At 69.6% G+C, this 17,217-nt stretch carries 23 protein-coding genes; 12 read left to right on the forward strand and 11 right to left on the reverse strand.

The genetic code is table 11. The features are described from left to right. On the reverse strand, nt 1-711 hold a 711-nt coding region (locus A5648_RS21960), incomplete at its 3' end, for a PPE family protein (protein ID WP_131810609.1). Between the two features lie 211 nt (nt 712-922). Here A5648_RS21960 and A5648_RS21965 point away from each other — a divergent pair. Further along, nucleotides 923-1,666 carry a response regulator transcription factor gene (locus A5648_RS21965; protein ID WP_065026594.1) on the forward strand — a complete coding sequence of 248 codons (744 nt, stop codon included), beginning with the start codon at nt 923-925 and terminating at the stop codon, nt 1,664-1,666. Continuing rightward, nucleotides 1,663-3,078 (forward strand): sensor histidine kinase, encoded by a 1,416-nt coding sequence (locus A5648_RS21970; protein WP_065026595.1) that lies wholly within the window; start codon nt 1,663-1,665, stop codon nt 3,076-3,078. The genes A5648_RS21965 and A5648_RS21970 overlap by 4 nt, the downstream gene beginning before the upstream one ends. Here the strand turns inward: A5648_RS21970 and A5648_RS21975 are convergent. Further along, entirely contained in the window at nt 3,075-4,046 is a 972-nt protein-coding gene (locus A5648_RS21975; RefSeq protein ID WP_065026596.1) for a dimethylarginine dimethylaminohydrolase family protein, read from the reverse strand. The two genes, A5648_RS21970 and A5648_RS21975, sit on opposite strands and share 4 nt — an antisense overlap. Nucleotides 4,047-4,064: 18 nt before the next feature. Beyond that, nucleotides 4,065-4,925 (reverse strand): SDR family oxidoreductase, encoded by an 861-nt coding sequence (locus A5648_RS21980; RefSeq protein WP_207511814.1) that lies wholly within the window; start codon nt 4,923-4,925, stop codon nt 4,065-4,067. 270 nt (nt 4,926-5,195) lie between these two features. On the opposite strand from A5648_RS21980, the gene A5648_RS21985 reads away from it, so the two are divergent. From A5648_RS21985 to A5648_RS22000, 4 genes are all read left to right on the forward strand, one after another. Beyond that, complete coding sequence (locus tag A5648_RS21985) at nt 5,196-5,831, forward strand: TetR/AcrR family transcriptional regulator (protein ID WP_082966647.1); 636 nt, start codon at nt 5,196-5,198, stop codon at nt 5,829-5,831. Between the two features lie 84 nt (nt 5,832-5,915). Then, nucleotides 5,916-6,089 carry a CsbD family protein gene (locus tag A5648_RS21990; RefSeq protein WP_065026598.1) on the forward strand — a complete coding sequence of 58 codons (174 nt, stop codon included), beginning with the start codon at nt 5,916-5,918 and terminating at the stop codon, nt 6,087-6,089. Between the two features lie 109 nt (nt 6,090-6,198). After that, nucleotides 6,199-6,513: an aminopeptidase gene (locus tag A5648_RS21995; RefSeq protein WP_065026619.1), complete on the forward strand. Its 315-nt coding sequence runs from the start codon at nt 6,199-6,201 to the stop codon at nt 6,511-6,513. Nucleotides 6,514-6,537: 24 nt separating this feature from the next. Beyond that, nucleotides 6,538-7,044 carry an anti-sigma factor antagonist gene (locus tag A5648_RS22000; RefSeq protein ID WP_082966643.1) on the forward strand — a complete coding sequence of 169 codons (507 nt, stop codon included), beginning with the start codon at nt 6,538-6,540 and terminating at the stop codon, nt 7,042-7,044. 9 nt (nt 7,045-7,053) lie between these two features. On the opposite strand, the gene A5648_RS22005 is transcribed toward A5648_RS22000, so the two are convergent. Continuing rightward, on the reverse strand, nt 7,054-7,563 hold the full coding sequence (locus A5648_RS22005; RefSeq protein WP_065026599.1) for an aminoacyl-tRNA deacylase: 510 nt from the start codon (nt 7,561-7,563) through the stop codon (nt 7,054-7,056). Between the two features lie 193 nt (nt 7,564-7,756). On the opposite strand from A5648_RS22005, the gene A5648_RS22010 reads away from it, so the two are divergent. Next, nucleotides 7,757-8,419 carry a sigma-70 family RNA polymerase sigma factor gene (locus A5648_RS22010; RefSeq protein ID WP_207511817.1) on the forward strand — a complete coding sequence of 221 codons (663 nt, stop codon included), beginning with the start codon at nt 7,757-7,759 and terminating at the stop codon, nt 8,417-8,419. Further along, nucleotides 8,416-8,712 (forward strand): mycothiol system anti-sigma-R factor, encoded by a 297-nt coding sequence (rsrA, locus tag A5648_RS22015; RefSeq protein ID WP_065026601.1) that lies wholly within the window; start codon nt 8,416-8,418, stop codon nt 8,710-8,712. The genes A5648_RS22010 and rsrA overlap by 4 nt, the downstream gene beginning before the upstream one ends. Nucleotides 8,713-8,749: 37 nt before the next feature. Here rsrA and A5648_RS25145 read toward each other — a convergent pair whose 3' ends face one another. Continuing rightward, nucleotides 8,750-8,824: a 50S ribosomal protein bL37 gene (locus A5648_RS25145; protein ID WP_011728008.1), complete on the reverse strand. Its 75-nt coding sequence runs from the start codon at nt 8,822-8,824 to the stop codon at nt 8,750-8,752. Between the two features lie 104 nt (nt 8,825-8,928). Further along, nucleotides 8,929-9,360: a hypothetical protein gene (locus tag A5648_RS23555; RefSeq protein ID WP_131810610.1), complete on the reverse strand. Its 432-nt coding sequence runs from the start codon at nt 9,358-9,360 to the stop codon at nt 8,929-8,931. 301 nt (nt 9,361-9,661) lie between these two features. On the opposite strand from A5648_RS23555, the gene A5648_RS22025 reads away from it, so the two are divergent. Continuing rightward, complete coding sequence (locus tag A5648_RS22025; RefSeq protein WP_065026621.1) at nt 9,662-9,877, forward strand: biotin/lipoyl-binding carrier protein; 216 nt, start codon at nt 9,662-9,664, stop codon at nt 9,875-9,877. A gap of 28 nt (nt 9,878-9,905) precedes the next feature. Next, on the forward strand, nt 9,906-11,393 hold the full coding sequence (locus tag A5648_RS22030) for a sensor histidine kinase (protein ID WP_065026603.1): 1,488 nt from the start codon (nt 9,906-9,908) through the stop codon (nt 11,391-11,393). Between the two features lie 75 nt (nt 11,394-11,468). Here the strand turns inward: A5648_RS22030 and A5648_RS22035 are convergent, their stop codons facing one another. Then, nucleotides 11,469-11,723 carry a WhiB family transcriptional regulator gene (locus A5648_RS22035; RefSeq protein WP_019737187.1) on the reverse strand — a complete coding sequence of 85 codons (255 nt, stop codon included), beginning with the start codon at nt 11,721-11,723 and terminating at the stop codon, nt 11,469-11,471. A 243-nt stretch (nt 11,724-11,966) separates the two neighbouring features. Beyond that, on the reverse strand, nt 11,967-12,944 hold the full coding sequence (locus A5648_RS22040) for a diacylglycerol/lipid kinase family protein (RefSeq protein ID WP_065026604.1): 978 nt from the start codon (nt 12,942-12,944) through the stop codon (nt 11,967-11,969). A gap of 55 nt (nt 12,945-12,999) precedes the next feature. Here A5648_RS22040 and A5648_RS22045 point away from each other — a divergent pair, with 55 nt between their 5' ends. After that, nucleotides 13,000-13,410, forward strand: a complete 411-nt coding sequence (locus A5648_RS22045; RefSeq protein ID WP_065026605.1) for a hypothetical protein — start codon at nt 13,000-13,002, stop codon at nt 13,408-13,410. Here A5648_RS22045 and A5648_RS22050 read toward each other — a convergent pair. Together A5648_RS22050 and A5648_RS22055 are read right to left on the reverse strand one after the other, a co-directional pair. Beyond that, entirely contained in the window at nt 13,352-14,467 is a 1,116-nt protein-coding gene (locus A5648_RS22050) for an isochorismate synthase (protein WP_082966645.1), read from the reverse strand. The two genes, A5648_RS22045 and A5648_RS22050, sit on opposite strands and share 59 nt — an antisense overlap. Nucleotides 14,468-14,472: 5 nt before the next feature. Next, nucleotides 14,473-15,069, reverse strand: coding sequence for an acid phosphatase (locus tag A5648_RS22055; protein WP_065026607.1), 597 nt, complete (start codon nt 15,067-15,069; stop codon nt 14,473-14,475). 100 nt (nt 15,070-15,169) lie between these two features. Here A5648_RS22055 and A5648_RS22060 point away from each other — a divergent pair, with 100 nt between their 5' ends. Beyond that, nucleotides 15,170-15,970 (forward strand): ParA family protein, encoded by an 801-nt coding sequence (locus A5648_RS22060; protein WP_082966646.1) that lies wholly within the window; start codon nt 15,170-15,172, stop codon nt 15,968-15,970. A 9-nt stretch (nt 15,971-15,979) separates the two neighbouring features. On the opposite strand, the gene A5648_RS22065 is transcribed toward A5648_RS22060, so the two are convergent. Beyond that, complete coding sequence (locus A5648_RS22065; RefSeq protein WP_065026609.1) at nt 15,980-17,215, reverse strand: Rv3212 family protein; 1,236 nt, start codon at nt 17,213-17,215, stop codon at nt 15,980-15,982. Nucleotides 17,216-17,217: the final 2 nt, after the last annotated feature.

Genomic DNA, 17,217 nt, shown 5'->3' on the forward strand with positions numbered 1-17,217 from the left:
GGGTGCCGCGGCGGCCGGATCCGATGCCTCCCTGTTCAGTTCGATCGGGTCGGCGGCGGCCCTGGAGCCCGGTGTGGTCAGGCCCTGCAGCGCCTGGGTGACCGCCGAGGCCACCGTATCGGCGTGACTGCCGGTCGCGGTGGCGGCCGCCTGTCCGACGGCGCCCGCCTGGTTCGTCGCCCCCGCCGGGTTGGTGGTCTGCGGCGGCTGGGTGAACGGACTGAGTCTGCTGGCGGTCGCGGAACTACCGGCGTAGCCGTACATGGCGGTGGCGTCCTGGGCCCACATCTCGTAGTACTGGGCATCGGTGGCCGCGATGGCCGCGGTGTTCTGGCCCAGGTAGTTGGTGGCCAGCAGCGTCATCAGCTGGGTGCGGTTGGCGGTGACCACCGGCGGCGGAACGGTCATCGCGAACGCGGCCTCGTAGGCCGCAGCGGCCGTTCGGGCCTGGGCCGCCGCGTACTCGGCCTGGGCCGCGGTGGCATGCATCCACTGGGCATAGGGGGTGGCAGCGGCCGCCATCGCCGCGGAGCTGGGTCCGGCCCAGCCGCTGGACAATTCGTCGATCACCGAGTCGTAGGCCAGGCCGGCGGTGTTCAATTCAGCGGCCAGCGAGTTCCATGCCGTGGCGGCGGCCAGCAACGGCCCGGCGCCGGCCCCGGAGTACATCCGGGACGAGTTGACCTCCGGTGGCAGCGCAGCGAAATCCATTGCTAGACAATTCTGTTGGTGGTAAACATCATGGTCTCTCCTGAATCCCCCCGGTTCGCGTCGGTCGACGGGCCGCTGGGCGCACCACTGTCCGCATTCGCTGGTGGGACGGTAAACGGTGAACTTGAAGTGAACCTGAAGAATCCGGCAGTCGACGAAAATCGGCCGTCGGACGCTCCCCATCCGGACGTGGCGGTGTTATCAATGGACCATGGCCGATTCCCGGTCCGCCGAGCGGCGCGGCGGCAATCCCTCAGCGCGTGCCGCCGAGAGCTTCAGCGTGGGAACGCCCCGGGTGCTGGTGGTGGAGGATTCGGAGACGATCCGGGAGATGGTCAGCGAGGCGCTGGTCGACGCCGGGTATCTGACCGACGCCCAGGCCGACGGCAGCGGGCTGGAGGAGGTGCTCGACGGGTTCCGGCCGGATCTGGTGGTGCTCGATGTGATGCTGCCCGGACGCGACGGCTTCGCCCTGATGGATGTGATCCTGCGCTGGGGCGAGGTCGGCGTGGTGCTGCTCACCGCGCGCGACGGCCTGCCCGACCGGCTGCGCGGGCTCGACAGCGGCGCCGACGACTACGTGGTCAAGCCGTTCGAGCTCGCCGAATTGGTGTCGCGGGTCGGGGCGGTGCTGCGCCGCCGGGGCCGGCTGCCGGCGGCCGTGCAGTTCGGCGACCTGATGGTCGACGTCGACGCCGGGGTGGCCTCGCGCTCGGGGACTCCGCTGGGTCTGACCGCCACCGAACTGCGGGTGCTGGTCTATCTCGTCGAACAGCGTGGCCGCATCGTCAGCAGCGCGCAGATCCTCAACGCGGTGTGGGGCTATGAGGCCTACGATCCCAACCTGGTCCAGGTCCACATCAGCGGCCTGCGGCAGAAGCTGGAGGCGCACGGGCCGCGGATCCTGCACACCGTGCGCGGGATCGGCTACCGGCTGCAACTGTCGGCCTCATGACCGCCACCCCGTCGCTGCGGCGCCGCCTGACGGTGATGGCGTTGGGACTGCTCGCCCTGTTGATGCTCACCATGGGCCTGGTCATCAACACGACGTTGACCGCGATGGCCAACCGCAGCCTCCACGAGCGGCTGTCGATTGCCACGCAGCGCGCCGATTCCCTGGTGGCACTGGGGATTTCCGCTGACCAACTGGCCGAGCAGCTCAACGGCGGCGTCGTCAGCGCGCTCGTGGTCACCGCGGACGGAGCCAGCTACGGTGATCCCGCGATCGAACCCGACGCGACCACCGGATCGAGGTTTCCGCCTCCGCCGCTGGAACCCGACGACACCGCGACGGTGTTGGTGCACCCGCTGGCCAACGGCGACCGGGTGATCCTGGTCGCCGACACCACCGAGGCGGTCGAGACGATGCACCGACTGCAACGCCTGATGATCGAAGCCGGGCTGGGAACTCTGCTCGTGGCGGCGATTCTGCTGGCCGGGGTGAGCCGGGCCATGCTCGCTCCGCTGGACCGGCTCACCGATCTGGCCCGTGACATCACCACCGGCGACCGCGGCCGCCGGTTGCGTCCCGACCGGCCGAGAACCGAACTCGGCCGCGCGGCAAGCGCTTTCGACGATATGCTCGATGAGCTGGAGGATTCCGAGAAGCGCGCGCAGCGGGCCGCCGACGCGGCGCAGCGCGCCGAAGCGGCGGTACGGCGTTTTCTGGCGGACGCCGCCCACGAATTGCGCACCCCGATCGCCGGCATTCAGGCCGCCGCCGAACAGATCGCCGGCAACGTCGGCCAGGACGTCGGCCAAGACGGCCAAGACGCGGTCGACCCCGAAGTGCTCCGACAGCATCGCCGCGCCACGATGCTGCTCACCGAAGCCCGCCGCGCCACCCGGCTGGTCACCGACATGCTCGACCTGAGCTACATCGACGCCGGTCTGCCACTGGAGCTCAAGGACGTCGATCTGATCGGGATCGTCGACACCCAGCTCGAGCGGGCGGCGTTACTGGCCCCGCAACTGAACCTGGGCCGCACCGGTCTGGACACCTTGGCCGTCCGGGCGGACCCCACCCGGCTGGCACAGGTCCTGTCGAATCTGTTGGACAACTCCCGCCGCTACACCCCGCCCGGTGGGCAGATCAGCGTCGACGTGCGACGCGTCGGCGGCGCGGCCGAAGTGACCGTCACCGACACCGGGGTCGGGATCCGCGCCGAGGACGCCGAGCGCGTCTTCGATCGGCTGGTGCGCCTGGACAGCGCCCGCGGCCGCGACCACGGCGGCGCCGGGCTGGGTCTGCCGATCGCGCGGGCGCTGGCCGACGCGCACGGCGGCCAGCTGACCTGTGTGCCGCACGACGGCGGCGCCTGCCTGCGACTGGTCCTGCCGATGACCGGGCCGCGACCGACCGGCTAGCTGCGGCGCAGCAACGGCTGGGTGCTGCAGCGGAACGCGCCGCCCAGCGATCGGCTGATCCCGAAGCCCACATACTCGACGGTCACGCCACGGCGTTCCAGCTGGTCACCGACCCCGCCGAAGGCCGGATCGGTCACATAGACGCCGGGGCTGATCGGCAGCCCATTGGTGATCAGCTCCTTGGCCTGCGGCAGTGAAACCGAAATCCGGTCCCAGGATGCCAACGACTCCGGAACCCCGTCGAGCAGTGCCTCTTCGCACACCACCATCAGCCCGTCGCGGATCAATCCGAGCGCGCAGTCCAAGTGCAGGATCTGCCGGTTGAGCCGGACGACCTCGACGGTGTAGCCCTGTGCGCCGAGGAGTTTCTCCAGCCAGCGCGCGCCGAGGCCGTTCGACGCCAGGCCGGAAGTGCCGACGAAGACGTGCTTGCCGAGCACCAGGACGTCGCCCCCCTCCAGGAACGGGCCGGGCCCCAGCGTCGCGTCGTCGTCGGCGGTGATCTCGGGAGCCGGGACGGCGAGATAGCTGCAGGCCGCCGGATACACCCGCTCCAGCATGATGTCGCGCACCGGGAAGATTTCGCGGCGGCGGTGCCGAAACCGAACCGAGCCCTCGATCACGACGTTGCCGACGGTGAAGAACGGGTCGCGCACAAAGAAATTGGCGTACCCGTCGTGAGCTGATTTCTCGGCGGCGGTCAGCATCCGCGGCCGCAGCACCTCCACGCCGTAGCGGCGCAATACCGCCGCGAAATTCTCGCGCTCCTGCTCCCACGCGCGTTGGCGCTGCGGATGTGCGACACCGAAATCCTGCCCGGCGGAGACATTTTCAGATTCGCCGGGCGGCAGGAACGCCAGTTCGGACTCCGGAATATGTTCCGGCAGCGCCAGTTCGGATTGTGCGAGGACCACGGTGCGCAGCGGCGCGAACTCGCTCTCGACAAAGACCGGCGGGTTCTCGGACATGTCTCCGGGGTGCCGGTGCTACGGCTGCACGTAGCCCGGTGGGTTGACGGTGTCCACCCACAGGTCCACACCGAGGTCGCTGCCGGGAACGCAGTCATAGACCGACAGGTCGGTGACGCCGGACTCGAGCAGTACGTCCTCGCAGAGCAGCGAGTTGCCGGTGTAGGAGCCGGCCGGCCGGGTGATGATCGCGTAGGCGGCGTCGGCGTAGACCTCGGGCGTGCGGGCCCGGGCCATCGCCTCGTCGCCGCCGAGCAGATTCTGCACCGCGGCGGTGGCGATCAGGGTGCGCGGCCACAGCGTGTTGGACGCGATCCCGTGCGAGCGCAGCTCTTCGGCCATCCCCAGTGCGCACAGCGTCATCCCGAACTTGGCCATCATGTAGGCGGTCGGCTTGAGCCACTTGGATTCCAGCCGGATCGGCGGCGACAGGGTGAGGATGTGCGGGTTGTCCCGTCCGATCATGTGCGGGATGCAGGCCTGCGACACCGCGTAGGTGCCGCGCACCTCGATCTCGTTCATCAGGTCGAAGCGTTTCAGCGGCACCTCGAGGATCGAGCCCAGGTTGATCGCCGAGGCGTTGTTGACGCAGATGTCGATCCCGCCGAACCGCTCCACCGCCGTCGCGACGGCATTGCGCACCGAGTCCCCGTCGCGGATGTCGCCGACGATCGGCAGTGCCTGCCCGCCGGCGTCCTCGATCTCGGCGGCCGCGGTGTAGACGGTGCCGGACAGCTTCGGGTGCGGTTCGGCGGTCTTGGCGATCAGCGCAACGTTGGCGCCGTCGGCGGCGGCCCGCTTGGCGATCGCCAGGCCGATCCCGCGGCTGGCACCCGAGATGAACATGGTCTTACCGGAGAGTGGTCCTGGGGTTGGCATGGAGTCACCCTATGCCGTGGTCACCGGCGCGGTGAGCGTCCCGGCCAGAACCCGTGCTGCGCGGCCGGCTTACGACGTAAACTGTGGACCGATCGCCACGCCTGGGAAGATGTGATGACTCGACTGATCATCCGGCGGGTGCAGTGAAAAAGGGGTGTTCCGGTGGATGCCGACGATCTCGATGCCCAGCGGCCGTCGGCCGCCGCGGGCTTCGGCACCGTCGAAACTCTGCGCTCGTCGTCGCAGTTGAGCCGCGACGCGATTCTGGAGATGGCGATCGAGTTCATCGACCGCCACGGCCTGTCGAAGCTGACCATGCGGGCGCTGGGCGCGGCTTGCGGCGTCGAGGCGATGGCGCTCTACCGCTACGTGCACGGCCGCGGTGACCTGCTGACCGGTGTCGTCGACCACATCATCGACCGGCTTTATGCCGACCAACTCGCCGCGCGGCGACAAGAAGACGGCTGGCAGGACTACCTGATGCGGCTCGCGCACGGGGTGCGCCAGATCGCCCTCGACCATCCGGAGGTATTCCCGCTGGTCGCCACCCAGGCCCCCGAGGCGCCGTGGGTTCGGCCGCCGCTGCGCAGCCTGCGCTGGATGGACAGCTTCCTGGACACGCTGATCTCCTACGGGTTCGACGACAGCGCCGCGGTGGAGTCCTACCGCTCCTACACCACCTTCCTGATCGGGCACCTGCTGTTGGAGGTGTCCGCGCGCGGCGCGCAGCTTCACCCGGACGAGGCCCTGCTCGACGACAGCTGCCGGCCCGCGCGCGACCTGTCGAGTTATCGGCAGTTGCAGCGGCTGCAGCCGATGTTGTCCCAGGACCACAGCAGCGCCGAGTTCGAAGAGGCGCTGGAAGCCATGCTGGACCGGCTCGAGCTGCTAATCGCCCGACACTGAGGTCCTCCGCCCCCGACCAGTGTTTACGTCGTAAACCGGGTGGGTATTCGCCTGTCACACGCACGCATGAGGGAGGAGCTTCGCATGGGACTGGCGGACAAGGCGAGAAACGCTGCGCAGAACGCCGCAGGCAAGGTCAAAGAGGCCACCGGGAAGGCTACCGGCAATGACCACCTCAAGAACGAGGGCAAAGGCGACCAGGGCAAGTCAAGCCTGAAGAAGGCCGGCGAGAACATCAAAGACGCCTTCCGAGACTGACCGACAACCGAGAACGCCCGCCCCGCCCGAGTTCGGGCGGGGCGCGTTTCGGTCCGGGCGGCGCGCCGCCCGGCGACGGAGTATGCCGGGCACAGACGGGGAGCGGCAGATGGCGGTGCGGAGACTCGTCCGGCCGGTGGGGCTGGCGGCGTTGTGTGCGGCGCTGATCGCGCTGGTGGCACCGGTGTCGACTTCCGACGGCGACGGCGGTTCGATCGGCTGCGGCACCATCGTCGCAGCGGATATCTCCGGCGCCCTGGATGCCAATTCCGAGAGCCTTGCCGCAGTTCTGGTGGCCAGCCAGAGCGCTCCGCACACCAACTACGTCGCCGGGTGCCAGTCCTCGCTGTCGAGCCGGCGGGCCTGGTCGGTGGCGCTGGCGACGCTTGGGCTGATCGCCGTCGCCGTTGGGTTTACATCGTAAACGATTCGGCGTAGCTTCATCCGCATGCTCTTCGGTTTACGCCGTAAACTCGGTCGCTGCGCGGTATGGCGCGGCTGCGGGGAAGCGTCGGGCCAGGCGGGTATCGCCGAATTGTCGGCCCAGGATCGTCCGGTCCGGCTCAGCGAGGTGCTCGCCTCGGTGACGGCTCCTCCGGACGACGAGGTGCGCGTCGTGCTGGAACGCAGCGGCTCGGCGCTGGTGGTCTCGGCCGGCGGCAGTGTCGACGCGTCGAACGTAGCCGTGTGGCGGCGACTGGTCGGCGAAGCCGCTGCGGTCACCGCGGTCCCGGGTCCGCTGATCGTCGACGCCAGTGGGCTGGAGTTCATGGCGGTGTGCGCGTTCGGCGTATTGATCGAGGAATCGGCCAGGTGCCGGCGCCGGGGCATCGAGCTCTGCCTGGTGAGCGGCCAACCCATCGTCGGCCGGGTGGTGAAAGCGGTAGGGCTCGACGGCGAGTTGTCGTTCTGCGCGACCATCGACGACGCGCTGGGCGGCACGCCGCGCGTCTGAGGCCGGCTCTCACCGGGCGCTGATATCCGCGACGACCGCAACGGTCAGCCGGATCAGATCCGCCGGCGCCACCGCCACGTCCCAGCCGCGCCGGCCGGCGCTGCACAGCACCCGGCCGAAGTCCGCCGCCGAGGCGTCGACGACCGTCGGCAGCGCCCTGCGCTGGCCGAACGGCGAGATCCCGCCCAGCACGTAACCGGTCGCTCGTTGCGCCGCCGCCGGGTCGGCCAACGCCGCTTTGGGCGCGCCCAGCGCGGCGGCGACGGACTTCAACGACAGCTTCGCCGGTACCGGCAGCACCGCGACCGCCAAAGCGAGCGGCGCCGTCCCGGAGAGCTCCACGATCAACGTTTTGAAGACCTGCTCGGGCCGCACGCCGGCCGCCCCCGCGGTGGCGAGCTGCTCGACGGCCTCGGCTCCGAAAGAGCGCTGGTCCGGGTCGTGGTGGTAGCGCAGCACCTCGTGGGGCACCTGAGCGGCGATCAGGGCCGCGATGGCCCGGGTTGCCGCGCGACTCACCGAGCCAGGATACGGCGGGAAATAGCGTCGTGGCCGACGCTGTTGAGCAAGGCAGTGTGCGGTCACTACGCGCAGTTGTCGGTCACAGTCCTAGGATCGGGAAGGAGTCCGGGTGTCAACGGCGATCGGTCTGTTGGAAATCGAGCCATCGTGGGTTGTGGGCACCGCGACAGAAGGGACTGCAGCGATCAAGATGGCTGACGCCGAAAGTGTGACCGATACCGCGGCTTCGACGGAGACGACGACCCCGGTGCGCTCCGACGAGACCGACGAGCAGCTGACCGCGCGCTTCGAGCGTGACGCGATCCCGATGCTCGATCAGCTCTACGGCGGCGCGCTGCGGATGACGCGCAATCCCGCCGACGCCGAGGACCTGCTGCAAGAGACCATGGTCAAGGCCTACGCCGGCTTCCGGTCCTTTCGGGAGGGCACCAATCTCAAGGCGTGGCTGTATCGCATCCTGACCAACAGCTACATCAACAGCTACCGCAAGAAGCAGCGCAAGCCCGCCGAATACCCGACCGATGAGATCACCGACTGGCAGCTGGCCGCCACCGCCGAGCACTCGTCGACCGGCCTGCGCTCGGCGGAGGTCGAGGCGTTGGAGTTGCTGCCGGACACCGAGATCAAAGAGGCGCTGCAACAGCTTCCCGAAGAGTTCCGGATGGCGGTGTACTACGCCGACGTCGAAGGGTTCCCCTACAAGGAGATCGCCGAGATCATGGATACGCCGATCGGCACGGTGATGTCGCGTCTGCACCGCGGCAGGCGCCAGTTGCGCAGTCTGTTGGCCGATGTCGCCAAGGACCGCGGGTTCATCCGTGACGGTCAGGCATCGGAGGAGGTGTCGTCGTGACCGAGCACACCAGTGACTGCGCCACCCCGGGCCCCGGCGGCCCGGCCGCCGACTGTTCCGAGGTCATCGCCGAGGTATGGACCCTGCTGGATGGCGAATGCACCGTCGAGACCAGGGCCAAGCTGCGCCGGCACCTCGAGGAATGCCCCGGCTGCCTTCGGCACTACGGAGTCGAGGAACGGATCAAGGCGTTGATCGCTCGCAAATGCAGTGGCGACAAGGCGCCGCGCCAGCTCTACGAGCGGGTCCGGCTGGAGATCAGCCGCACGACGATCATCCACCACGAAGGCTAGGGCGGCCCGAGAAGGCCAGGACGGCTAGGGACAGCGTTTAAGCGTTGGGGCGCTTGCCGTGGTTGGCTTTGCTGTGCTTGCGATCGCGCTTCTTGCGGCCACGCTTTGCCATGATCGGTCCTCCTAGCATCTTCCGGCTGCATAGTCTCTCACACCCCGAGGCGTGACGCCGGTGGCGGGGCCCGGGGGTCGACCGGGCCCCGCCGCCGCGGTCACTTAGTGGAAGCTGCGCGCCCCGGCCAGCGTCTGCGGCACGATTGCGGCCGGCCCGGCCGCGGGCGGGGTGCCCGGCGGTGGAGTCCCCACCCCCGGAGCCCCCGGCACACCAGCGGTAGGCGGGGTCAGCGAACTGACGTCGCTGGGCATGATCGAGCCCACCCCGGGCACCACGCGGTTGAGCATGCCGTTGAGCGCCTGCAGGAAGGAGTTGGCGGCATTCACGCCCGCCGACGAGCTTCCGGCGGCCGGTCCGGGCACGCCGGGCAGCGCCGGGGCGCCGATCGGGGCCGGGATCGGTAGCGGGTCGTCGACCAGCGTCGGGGCGGCTTTGGCGGACGCCACACCGAATCCGAGGCTGGCCAGCGTCATGGCGCCGGCGCACACCAGCGGCAACCGGACTCGTGGGTTCGCAAAACGGTTTTCAGACAACGCGCACTCCTCAGTTCGACTTCGATTCGTCCCCCGCGTCACGGCGAATACGTCACGCGTTCGAAACACTGGAGTAACGGTGCTATGCAATTGTCACAGCAGAAACACGACACGGTCACGGAAGGAACTCTCTAGAACCGCTTAATTGTCTTGGAGTTCACTTAGTCGGCGCACCGGGCGGATGCCGGCGAGAGCGCCAACCGTGCGCCCCGCTCAAGCCCCGAGCGGGGTTGTGGTTCCATAAGACGGAGAATTTCGGGTGATCGCCGGAACCGTCGACTGGATGATGAACGAGGTGAAGATGGCCGAGGACGTTCGCGCGGAGATCGTGGCCAGCGTGCTCGAAGTCGTGGTCCACGAGGGCGAACAGATCGACGAGGGCGACACCGTGGTGTTGCTGGAGTCGATGAAGATGGAGATTCCGGTGCTGGCCGAGTCCGCCGGGACCGTCAGCAAGGTGGCCGTGAAGGTCGGAGACGTCATCCAGGCCGGCGACCTCATCGCCGTGATCAGCTGACCGCAGCATTCGCCACGTGACATGACCCATGTCCACCCTCGGTGACCTGCTTGCCGAACACACCGTTTTGCCGGGCAACGCGGTGGACCACCTGCACGCCGTGGTCGGGGAGTGGCAACTGCTGGCCGACCTGTCCTTCGCCGACTACCTCATGTGGGTGCGCCGCGACTCCGACGCCAGCGGCGCGCTGGTCTGCGTCGCGCAGTGCCGGCCCAACACCGCGGCCACGGTGCTGCTCACCGACGCCGTCGGAACCGTCGCCGACGCGGCGTCGATGCCGCTGGTGTTCGGGGCGTTCGAATCGGGCGTGATCGGGCGGGAAGGTCTTGCCGGGCAACGCAATACGGAGGCCGTGCCGGTCCGGCACGGCGGCCGGGTGGTGGCTGTGCTGACCCACCAGACCGCGTTGGCCGGCGGGCGCGAATCCAGCCGGCTGGAGGCGGCCTACCTGGACTGCGCGGCGGACCTGGTGCACATGCTCTCCGAGGGCACCTTCCCCGACGTCGGTGACATCGCGGTGTCGCGCTCGAGTCCGCGGGTCGGCGACGGCTTCATTCGCCTCGGCGTCGACGGCACGGTCAGCTACGCCAGTCCGAACGCGCTGTCGGCCTACCACCGGATGGGCCTGGCCGCCGAACTCGCCGGCCATGACCTGGTGGCCGTCACCCGGCCGCTGATCTCCGACCCGTTCGAGGCGCACGAGCTGGCCGAGCACGTCCGCGATTCGCTGGCCGGCGGATCGAGCATGCGGTTCGAGGTCGACGCGGCCGGCGCGGTGGTGCTGCTGCGCACCCTGCCGCTGATCGTGCACGGCGAGCCGGCCGGGGCCGCGGTGCTGGTCCGCGACGTCACCGAGGTGAAGCGCCGCGACCGCGCGCTGCTGTCCAAGGATGCGACGATCCGCGAGATCCATCACCGGGTGAAGAACAACCTGCAGACCGTGGCGGCGCTGCTGCGCCTGCAGGCCCGCCGCACCGCCAACACCGAAGGGCGCGACGCGCTACTGGAATCGGTGCGGCGGGTGTCGTCGATCGCCCAAGTGCACGAAGCGCTGTCGATGTCGGTCGACGAGGTGGTAAACCTGGACAAGGTGGTCGACCGGATCCTGCCGATGATGAACGACGTCGCCAGCGTGGACACGCCGATCCGGGTGGCGCGCACCGGCACGCTCGGCACACTCGACGCCGACCGGGCGACCGCCTTGGTCATGGTGATCACCGAACTGGTGCAGAACGCGATCGAGCACGCCTTCTCCGCGGATGCGGACCGGCGCGGGGTCACGATCCGGTCCGAACGGTCGGCGCGCTGGCTCGACGTGGTGGTGCACGACGACGGCCACGGCCTGCCCGCCGGGTTCCGGCTGGAGACCTCGGACCGACTCGGCCTGCAGATCGTCAACACCCTGGTCTCGGCGGAACTGAGCGGTTCGCTGACCGCGCGCGACGCCCCGGGCGGCGGCACCGAGATGGTGCTGCGGATTCCGGTCGGAAGCCGGCGGACCCGTCAGGCGCTGTAAAAGCCCCCGGAAAAGGCGCACAGAACGACGCGGCCCCGACCAGGTCGGAGCCGCGTCGATAGTCCTCTGCTGGGGTCAGACCCCGCTGCGCGCCCGGGTCCGGGCGTTGCGGCGCTTGAGGGCGCGCCGCTCGTCCTCGCTCATGCCGCCCCACACACCGGCGTCCTGGCCGGTCTCCAGCGCCCAGGTAAGGCACTCGGTGACCACCGGGCACCGGGCGCAGACCTGCTTAGCGGAAGCGATCTGAGCAAGTGCGGGCCCGCTGTTTCCCACCGGGAAGAACAGTTCCGGGTCCTCGTCACGACAGACCGCCTTGTGGCGCCAATCCATAAGTCTCCAACTCCTCACTCTGAGCGCAGCAGGGCGCGCACCTTGTTTTTCGGCTGTTATAAGCGGCGGCAAGAAATGAATACGGCTTGCTTCCGATCGCTCGATCGTTTCACAGCTTGGACAGATGTCAAGAGTGTCCGTTATCACGTGGCCAACGTCACCCTTGCGCGGGGCTGCTCCCAAACCGGCGCACGGGGTGTACTACAGTGGTTTCAACTGTGTGCTCATTGGCCGCATTGGACGTTATCTCCGCAGTTCAGCGGGGCTTTTCGGCGCAGGAGCGACGACGTTGAGGGCGTCGGGCACCGCGCGGAACGTCAGCGCACTGCGCAGTCCGAGGTACTCACCGTCGATCTGGGTGGCGATCGGTGTGTCGCCGGCATCGACGCGTAGAACGGGCACATCGTCGTCCCGGATGAGCTGCTTGGCGCTCAGCTTCGGCCGCTTGGACAGCATCTGCCGGACCAGCCGCAAGGTGGGCAGCACCTTCATGCTGGTGGTCGCGAACACCCCCAGCCCGGCCTCGAACGTGGTGTCGGGGTTGGTCCACACACAGCGTTCATCGGCATAGGTCCAGGGGCTGCAGTTCGAGATGAACACGAAGTGCACGCCGGCGACCGGCTCGTCGTCGCCCAGCTGCAGCGTCAACGTCGGCGCGCGGCGCGTGGTGGCCAGCACGGTGGGAACCGCCGCCCGAATGTAGCGCAGCGCGGTGACGGCGTGGCCCTTCTCGCGCTCGGCCTCCACGGCGGCCACCACCTCGCCGTCGACGCCCATCCCCGCGTTGAGCACCGACCACCGCTCACCGCAGTCGATCAGCCCGATCCGGCGCCACCGGGGTTGGCCGCCACGGCCGTCGATCAATTCGATCACCTGGTTGGTGGCAACGGTCGGGTCGGCGGCAATCCCCAGCGAGCGGGCGAAGACGTTCGCCGAACCGCCGGGCACCACCGCCACCGCGGGCAGGTGTTTCGGCGGTGCGGAACCGGGCGGTCCGAGCAGGCCGTTGACCACGCCGTGCACCGTCCCGTCGCCGCCGTGCGCGATGACCAGATCGACCCCATCGCGGGCCGCGGCCTGGCTGATCTCGATGGCGTGGCCCCGGTAGTCGGTGTGCACCACGCTGAGGTCGAGGCGGCTCTTGAGCGCGTAGGCCAGCAGGTCACGTCCGGCGGCGGTGGTCGAGGTGGCATTGGGGTTGACGATCAGCACGGCGCGCACGGGATACCAGTCTATGGGCATCGAAGCGATGACACCCGGTGGTTAGGCTGGCGGCGTGAACGCCGCCGCCGACCTACCGCGCGCTGTGCGCGGTGCGGGCCTGATCGTCGCCGTCCAAGGGGTGGCCGGGCTGGCGGTCGCCGCGGCGCTGGTGGTACGCGCCGTGGCCGGAGCGGATCAGCGGGTGGTCAACGGCTACGGCACCGCGGCGTGGTTCGCGCTGGTCGGGGCCGCGGTGCTGGCCGCCGGCTGGGGGTTGCTGCGGGGCCGGCGGCTCGGCCGCGGCATCGCGGTGTTCGTCAACATGACGCTGCTGCCGGTGGCCTGGTACCTGGGAGTCGGCTCGCACCGCTGGGGCTACGGCGTGCTGGTCGGCGCGGCCGCGGTGGCGGTGCTGGCGGCGCTGTTCAGTCCCGCGGCGCTGCGCTGGGCGGCGAAACGCCAAGCGCCGTCAGAATCGTGCTGAACTTCGTCACGGTCTCGGCCAGCTCCTCGTCGGGATCGGACTCGGCGACGATCCCGCCACCGGCATGGGCCAGCGCGGATCGCCGGTCGGCGGACAGTTGCGCGCAGCGGATCGACACCACCCAGGCGCCGTCGCCGCCGGCGTCGCACCACCCGACCGCGCCGGCGTAGAAACCGCGGTCGCCCTCCAGCCGGCCGATGAGGTCGAGCGCATCCGCCGTCGGGAATCCGCCGACCGCCGCCGTCGGGTGCAACGCCAGCGCCAAATCCAATGCGGTGGTGGCGGATTCGTGGAGCCGGCCGGTGATCGGGGTGCTTAGGTGCCAGACCGCGGCGGTGCCGGTCAACCGCGGCGCCGGCGCGATGTCGAGTTCGGTGCACAGCGGCGCAAGCGCGGTGCGCAACTGGTCGACGACCAGTTGGTGCTCATGGCGGTTCTTACCGGATTCGGCCAGCGCGGCGCCGTTGGCGGCGTCGACGGCCGGGTCGGGGGAGCGCGGCGCCGAGCCGGCGAACGGCCGGCAGGTGATCCGGTCGCCGTCGCGGGCGACCAGCAGTTCGGGGCTGGCGCCCACCAGGGCCGCCCCGGCATGGGCGTCCCCGGCGGCGCTCAAATCGACCAGATAGCCGTAGCCGCTCGGATCGGCGGCGACCAGCCGGCGCAAGACGGTGCCGGCGTCCAGCGGCGCGTCGGCGACCAGCCGCAACCCGCGGGCCAGCACCACTTTGCGCAGGGCGCCCGGCGCCGCGGTCAGCTCGTGCAGGGCCCGCTGGATCCGGGCGCGGTGCTCGCTGGGCTCCGGCAGCTGCGCGGCGATGCGCACGGCGGGCAGCGCCGACTCGGGCCGCGGCGACAGCGCATCGTCGCGACGGACTTGGTCCGGTGCGAACAGTGCGCACGCGTCTCCAGGGCGGAAAGGCAATGCGCCCACCACGATTGGCGCTTGACCGGACGTCAGCGCGGCCTGCGCGGCGCTGACATCACAGAAACCGGTCGCCGTCCCCTCGGCCACCAGCGTTCCGGTCGGTCCGGACAGCACGAACGACGGTGTCGTCAAAATCCTCAGACTCCCGGCCCGGTCAGCCCGAGCGCGGCGAGCTGGCGCACGCCGTGCTCGAATCCGCAGACGGCCATCGACGCCGCGGTCATCCCGAAACGCGCACCGTCGGCCAACGGCAGCTCGAGCCAGCGGGTGATCACCGCCCGGGAGAAGTGACCGTGGCCGACGAAGACCACGTCGCGCGCGGCCAGCTGCCGCAGCGCCAACGCGACCACCCGGTCGGCGCGATCGGTGACCTGCGCCACCGTTTCACCGCCCGCGCTGCCGTGCGTCCAGATCAGCCAGTTCGATTCGGATTCCCTGATCTGCTCGGTCGTCAGTCCCTCGTAGCGGCCGTAGTCCCATTCGGCGATGTCGTCGGAGATTTCATCGACGTGCAGGCCGGCGAGCTGGGCCGTGACCTGGGCACGCTTGCGCGGGCTGGAGATCACCAGCGGGTTGTCCAGCCGGAGCTTGGCGAGCGTCGAGCGGAGGGCGACCGCCTGGCGCCGGCCGGTGTCGGTCAGCTCCAAATCGCTGCGCCCGGTGTGCCGCCCGCTTGCCGACCACTCGGTCTCACCGTGGCGCAGAAGCAGCAACCGGTGTTCCTCGATGCTCACGCCCGTCGATTCTGCCCGACGGCGGACACCGAGCCGCGTTTGGTGCTGCGGGGGCCGCAAGCCGTGCCAGTATGGCGGTGGTGCAAAGGGAGGAAGCATTGTGAGCCGACTGCGGATATTGGCGGTTGCCAACCAGAAAGGGGGCGTGGCCAAGACCACGACGGTGGCGTCGCTGGGGGCGGCGATGGCCGAACTGGGTCAGCGGGTGCTGCTGGTCGACCTCGACCCGCAGGGCTGCCTGACCTTCTCGCTGGGGCACGACCCCGACAAGCTGCCGGTGTCGGTGCATGAGGTGCTGCTCGGTGAGGTCGAACCCAACGCCGCACTGGTTTCGACCGAGGAAGGCATGACACTGCTGCCGGCCAACATCGACCTGGCCGGCGCCGAGGCGATGCTGTTGATGCGCGCCGGCCGCGAGTACGCCTTGGCGCGGGCGCTGGCCAAGCTCGATGACGAGTTCGACGTGGCCGTCATCGACTGCCCGCCGTCGCTGGGGGTGCTCACCCTCAACGGGCTCACCGCCGCCGGCGAGGTGATCGTGCCGTTGCAGTGCGAGACACTGGCCCACCGCGGCGTCGGCCAATTCCTGCGCACGGTGGCCGACGTCCAGCAGATAACCAACCCGAAACTGCGCCTGCTCGGCGCGTTGCCGACGCTGTACGACTCGCGCACCACCCACAGCCGTGATGTGTTGCTCGACATCGCCGACCGGTACGGTCTGGCGGTGCTGGGCCCGCCGATCCCGCGCACCGTGCGATTCGCCGAGGCCAGCGCATCGGGCGCGTCGGTGATCGCGGCCCGTAAAAACAAAGGGGCCCAGGCGTATCGGGAGCTGGCCGAAGCGTTGCTCACCTACTGGAAGAAGGGCAAGACGCTGCCCACCTTCAGCCCCGAGATCTAGCCACCGCCGTCAGCCCAGCGCGACCACGGTGTCGCCGCGCTGCTCGAGCACCGTCGGGCCCGACACCGCCGGAAATACCGCCGCCACTCCAGGCGGGCGGCTGACCGGGATGAGGCGTTCGAATGCGCCGGAGTGCTGGTCGAACACGCCCACCCCGCCGGTCACCGGAATCAGCAGCCGATCGGCCATCAGTGCCGCCGGTCCCAGCGGAACCCTGGCCCCGGCGGCCGCGACGGTGTAGCGGTAGGCCAGGGTTCCGGCGTCGAACACCATCACGGCATCGCCGGTCCACCAGCACACCAACCCGGTGGGCCGGGACACCTGCAGGGCGGCGCTGGCGGCGGTGGGTTTGCCCGGCAGCAGCGTCTTGGCGATCGTGGTGCCGGTCTGGTCGACCACCTCCACCCGGGGCTGCGGCGTGGGCAGATAGACCGCGGTATTGGTGCCGGAGTCGGAGTCGGTCACCGCCAGCACCCGGGCGCCGGAGTCGGCGGCCACCCCGGGCTCGGGCACATGCTGGCGCTCCGGCTCGTCTTCGTCCTTTCCGGGGCGCAGCAGGGTCAGTTGCAGATCGTCCTGTCCCGGGCAGGCCTCGAGCACCGAGACCGCCGACGACGCCGAGGCGGCCGACACCAGGGTGCAGCCCTGGCCGCGGCCGCGAGCCGACGGTTTCACCCGGGCGTCGATCTCGCCGTAGGACAGCGTCCGGACCATGTCCGAGCGCCACAGCTCCAGCCGGGTACTTCCGGCCGAGAGCACCGCACTGCCCTCGGAGGTGACGGTCACGCTCTTATCGGCATAACTGGTTCGGGCCGGTCCGCGCTGGCCGGTCGCGGCGACGATCGTGCTGACCTGGCCGCAGCCGCGGGAGTCCGGATAGACCGCGACGGCATAGCGGTAGATCCAGGACACCGCGCACAGATCGACGTCGCGGGCATAGCTCCAGCGTTCCTCGCCGGTGCCAGGGTCACGTCCGGTCAGCTGTGGCCCGTCACCGGTGATCACCGTGCCCGAGACCATCACCGGCGCCCGGGTGACCGGGCTGGGCGCCGTCCACAGCTGGGTCAGTGCCGCCGGCAGCATAGCGGCCGACGGAGGGTTGCTCGACGAGTCCGTCGCGGGCCGGCTGACGGTGGCGCGGGCGTCACTGGTCCACCACACGATCACCCCGGCGACGACGACCGCGACCGCGATCACCGCTGCGGCCACCAGATCGCCACGGGTGCGGCGCTCCGGTCGCACCATCT

It is taken from the genome of Mycolicibacter sinensis (genome assembly GCF_001673565.1).
GTDB lineage: Bacteria > Actinomycetota > Actinomycetes > Mycobacteriales > Mycobacteriaceae > Mycobacterium > Mycobacterium sinense_C.

Excerpts from the sequence above, each read along its gene's own strand:
- A5648_RS21965 (WP_065026594.1), top strand. The coding sequence starts at position 923 with ATGGCCGATTCCCGGTCCGCCGAGCGGCGCGGCGGCAATCCCTCAGCG.
- A5648_RS21970 (WP_065026595.1), top strand. The coding sequence starts at position 1,663 with ATGACCGCCACCCCGTCGCTGCGGCGCCGCCTGACGGTGATGGCGTTG.
- A5648_RS21975 (WP_065026596.1), bottom strand. The coding sequence starts at position 4,046 with ATGTCCGAGAACCCGCCGGTCTTTGTCGAGAGCGAGTTCGCGCCGCTG.
- A5648_RS21980 (WP_207511814.1), bottom strand. The coding sequence starts at position 4,925 with ATGCCAACCCCAGGACCACTCTCCGGTAAGACCATGTTCATCTCGGGT.
- A5648_RS21985 (WP_082966647.1), top strand. The coding sequence starts at position 5,196 with ATGGCGATCGAGTTCATCGACCGCCACGGCCTGTCGAAGCTGACCATG.
- A5648_RS21990 (WP_065026598.1), top strand. The coding sequence starts at position 5,916 with ATGGGACTGGCGGACAAGGCGAGAAACGCTGCGCAGAACGCCGCAGGC.
- A5648_RS21995 (WP_065026619.1), top strand. The coding sequence starts at position 6,199 with ATGGCGGTGCGGAGACTCGTCCGGCCGGTGGGGCTGGCGGCGTTGTGT.
- A5648_RS22000 (WP_082966643.1), top strand. The coding sequence starts at position 6,538 with ATGCTCTTCGGTTTACGCCGTAAACTCGGTCGCTGCGCGGTATGGCGC.
- A5648_RS22010 (WP_207511817.1), top strand. The coding sequence starts at position 7,757 with ATGGCTGACGCCGAAAGTGTGACCGATACCGCGGCTTCGACGGAGACG.
- A5648_RS22025 (WP_065026621.1), top strand. The coding sequence starts at position 9,662 with ATGGCCGAGGACGTTCGCGCGGAGATCGTGGCCAGCGTGCTCGAAGTC.
- A5648_RS22030 (WP_065026603.1), top strand. The coding sequence starts at position 9,906 with ATGTCCACCCTCGGTGACCTGCTTGCCGAACACACCGTTTTGCCGGGC.
- A5648_RS22035 (WP_019737187.1), bottom strand. The coding sequence starts at position 11,723 with ATGGATTGGCGCCACAAGGCGGTCTGTCGTGACGAGGACCCGGAACTG.
- A5648_RS22065 (WP_065026609.1), bottom strand. The coding sequence starts at position 17,215 with ATGGTGCGACCGGAGCGCCGCACCCGTGGCGATCTGGTGGCCGCAGCG.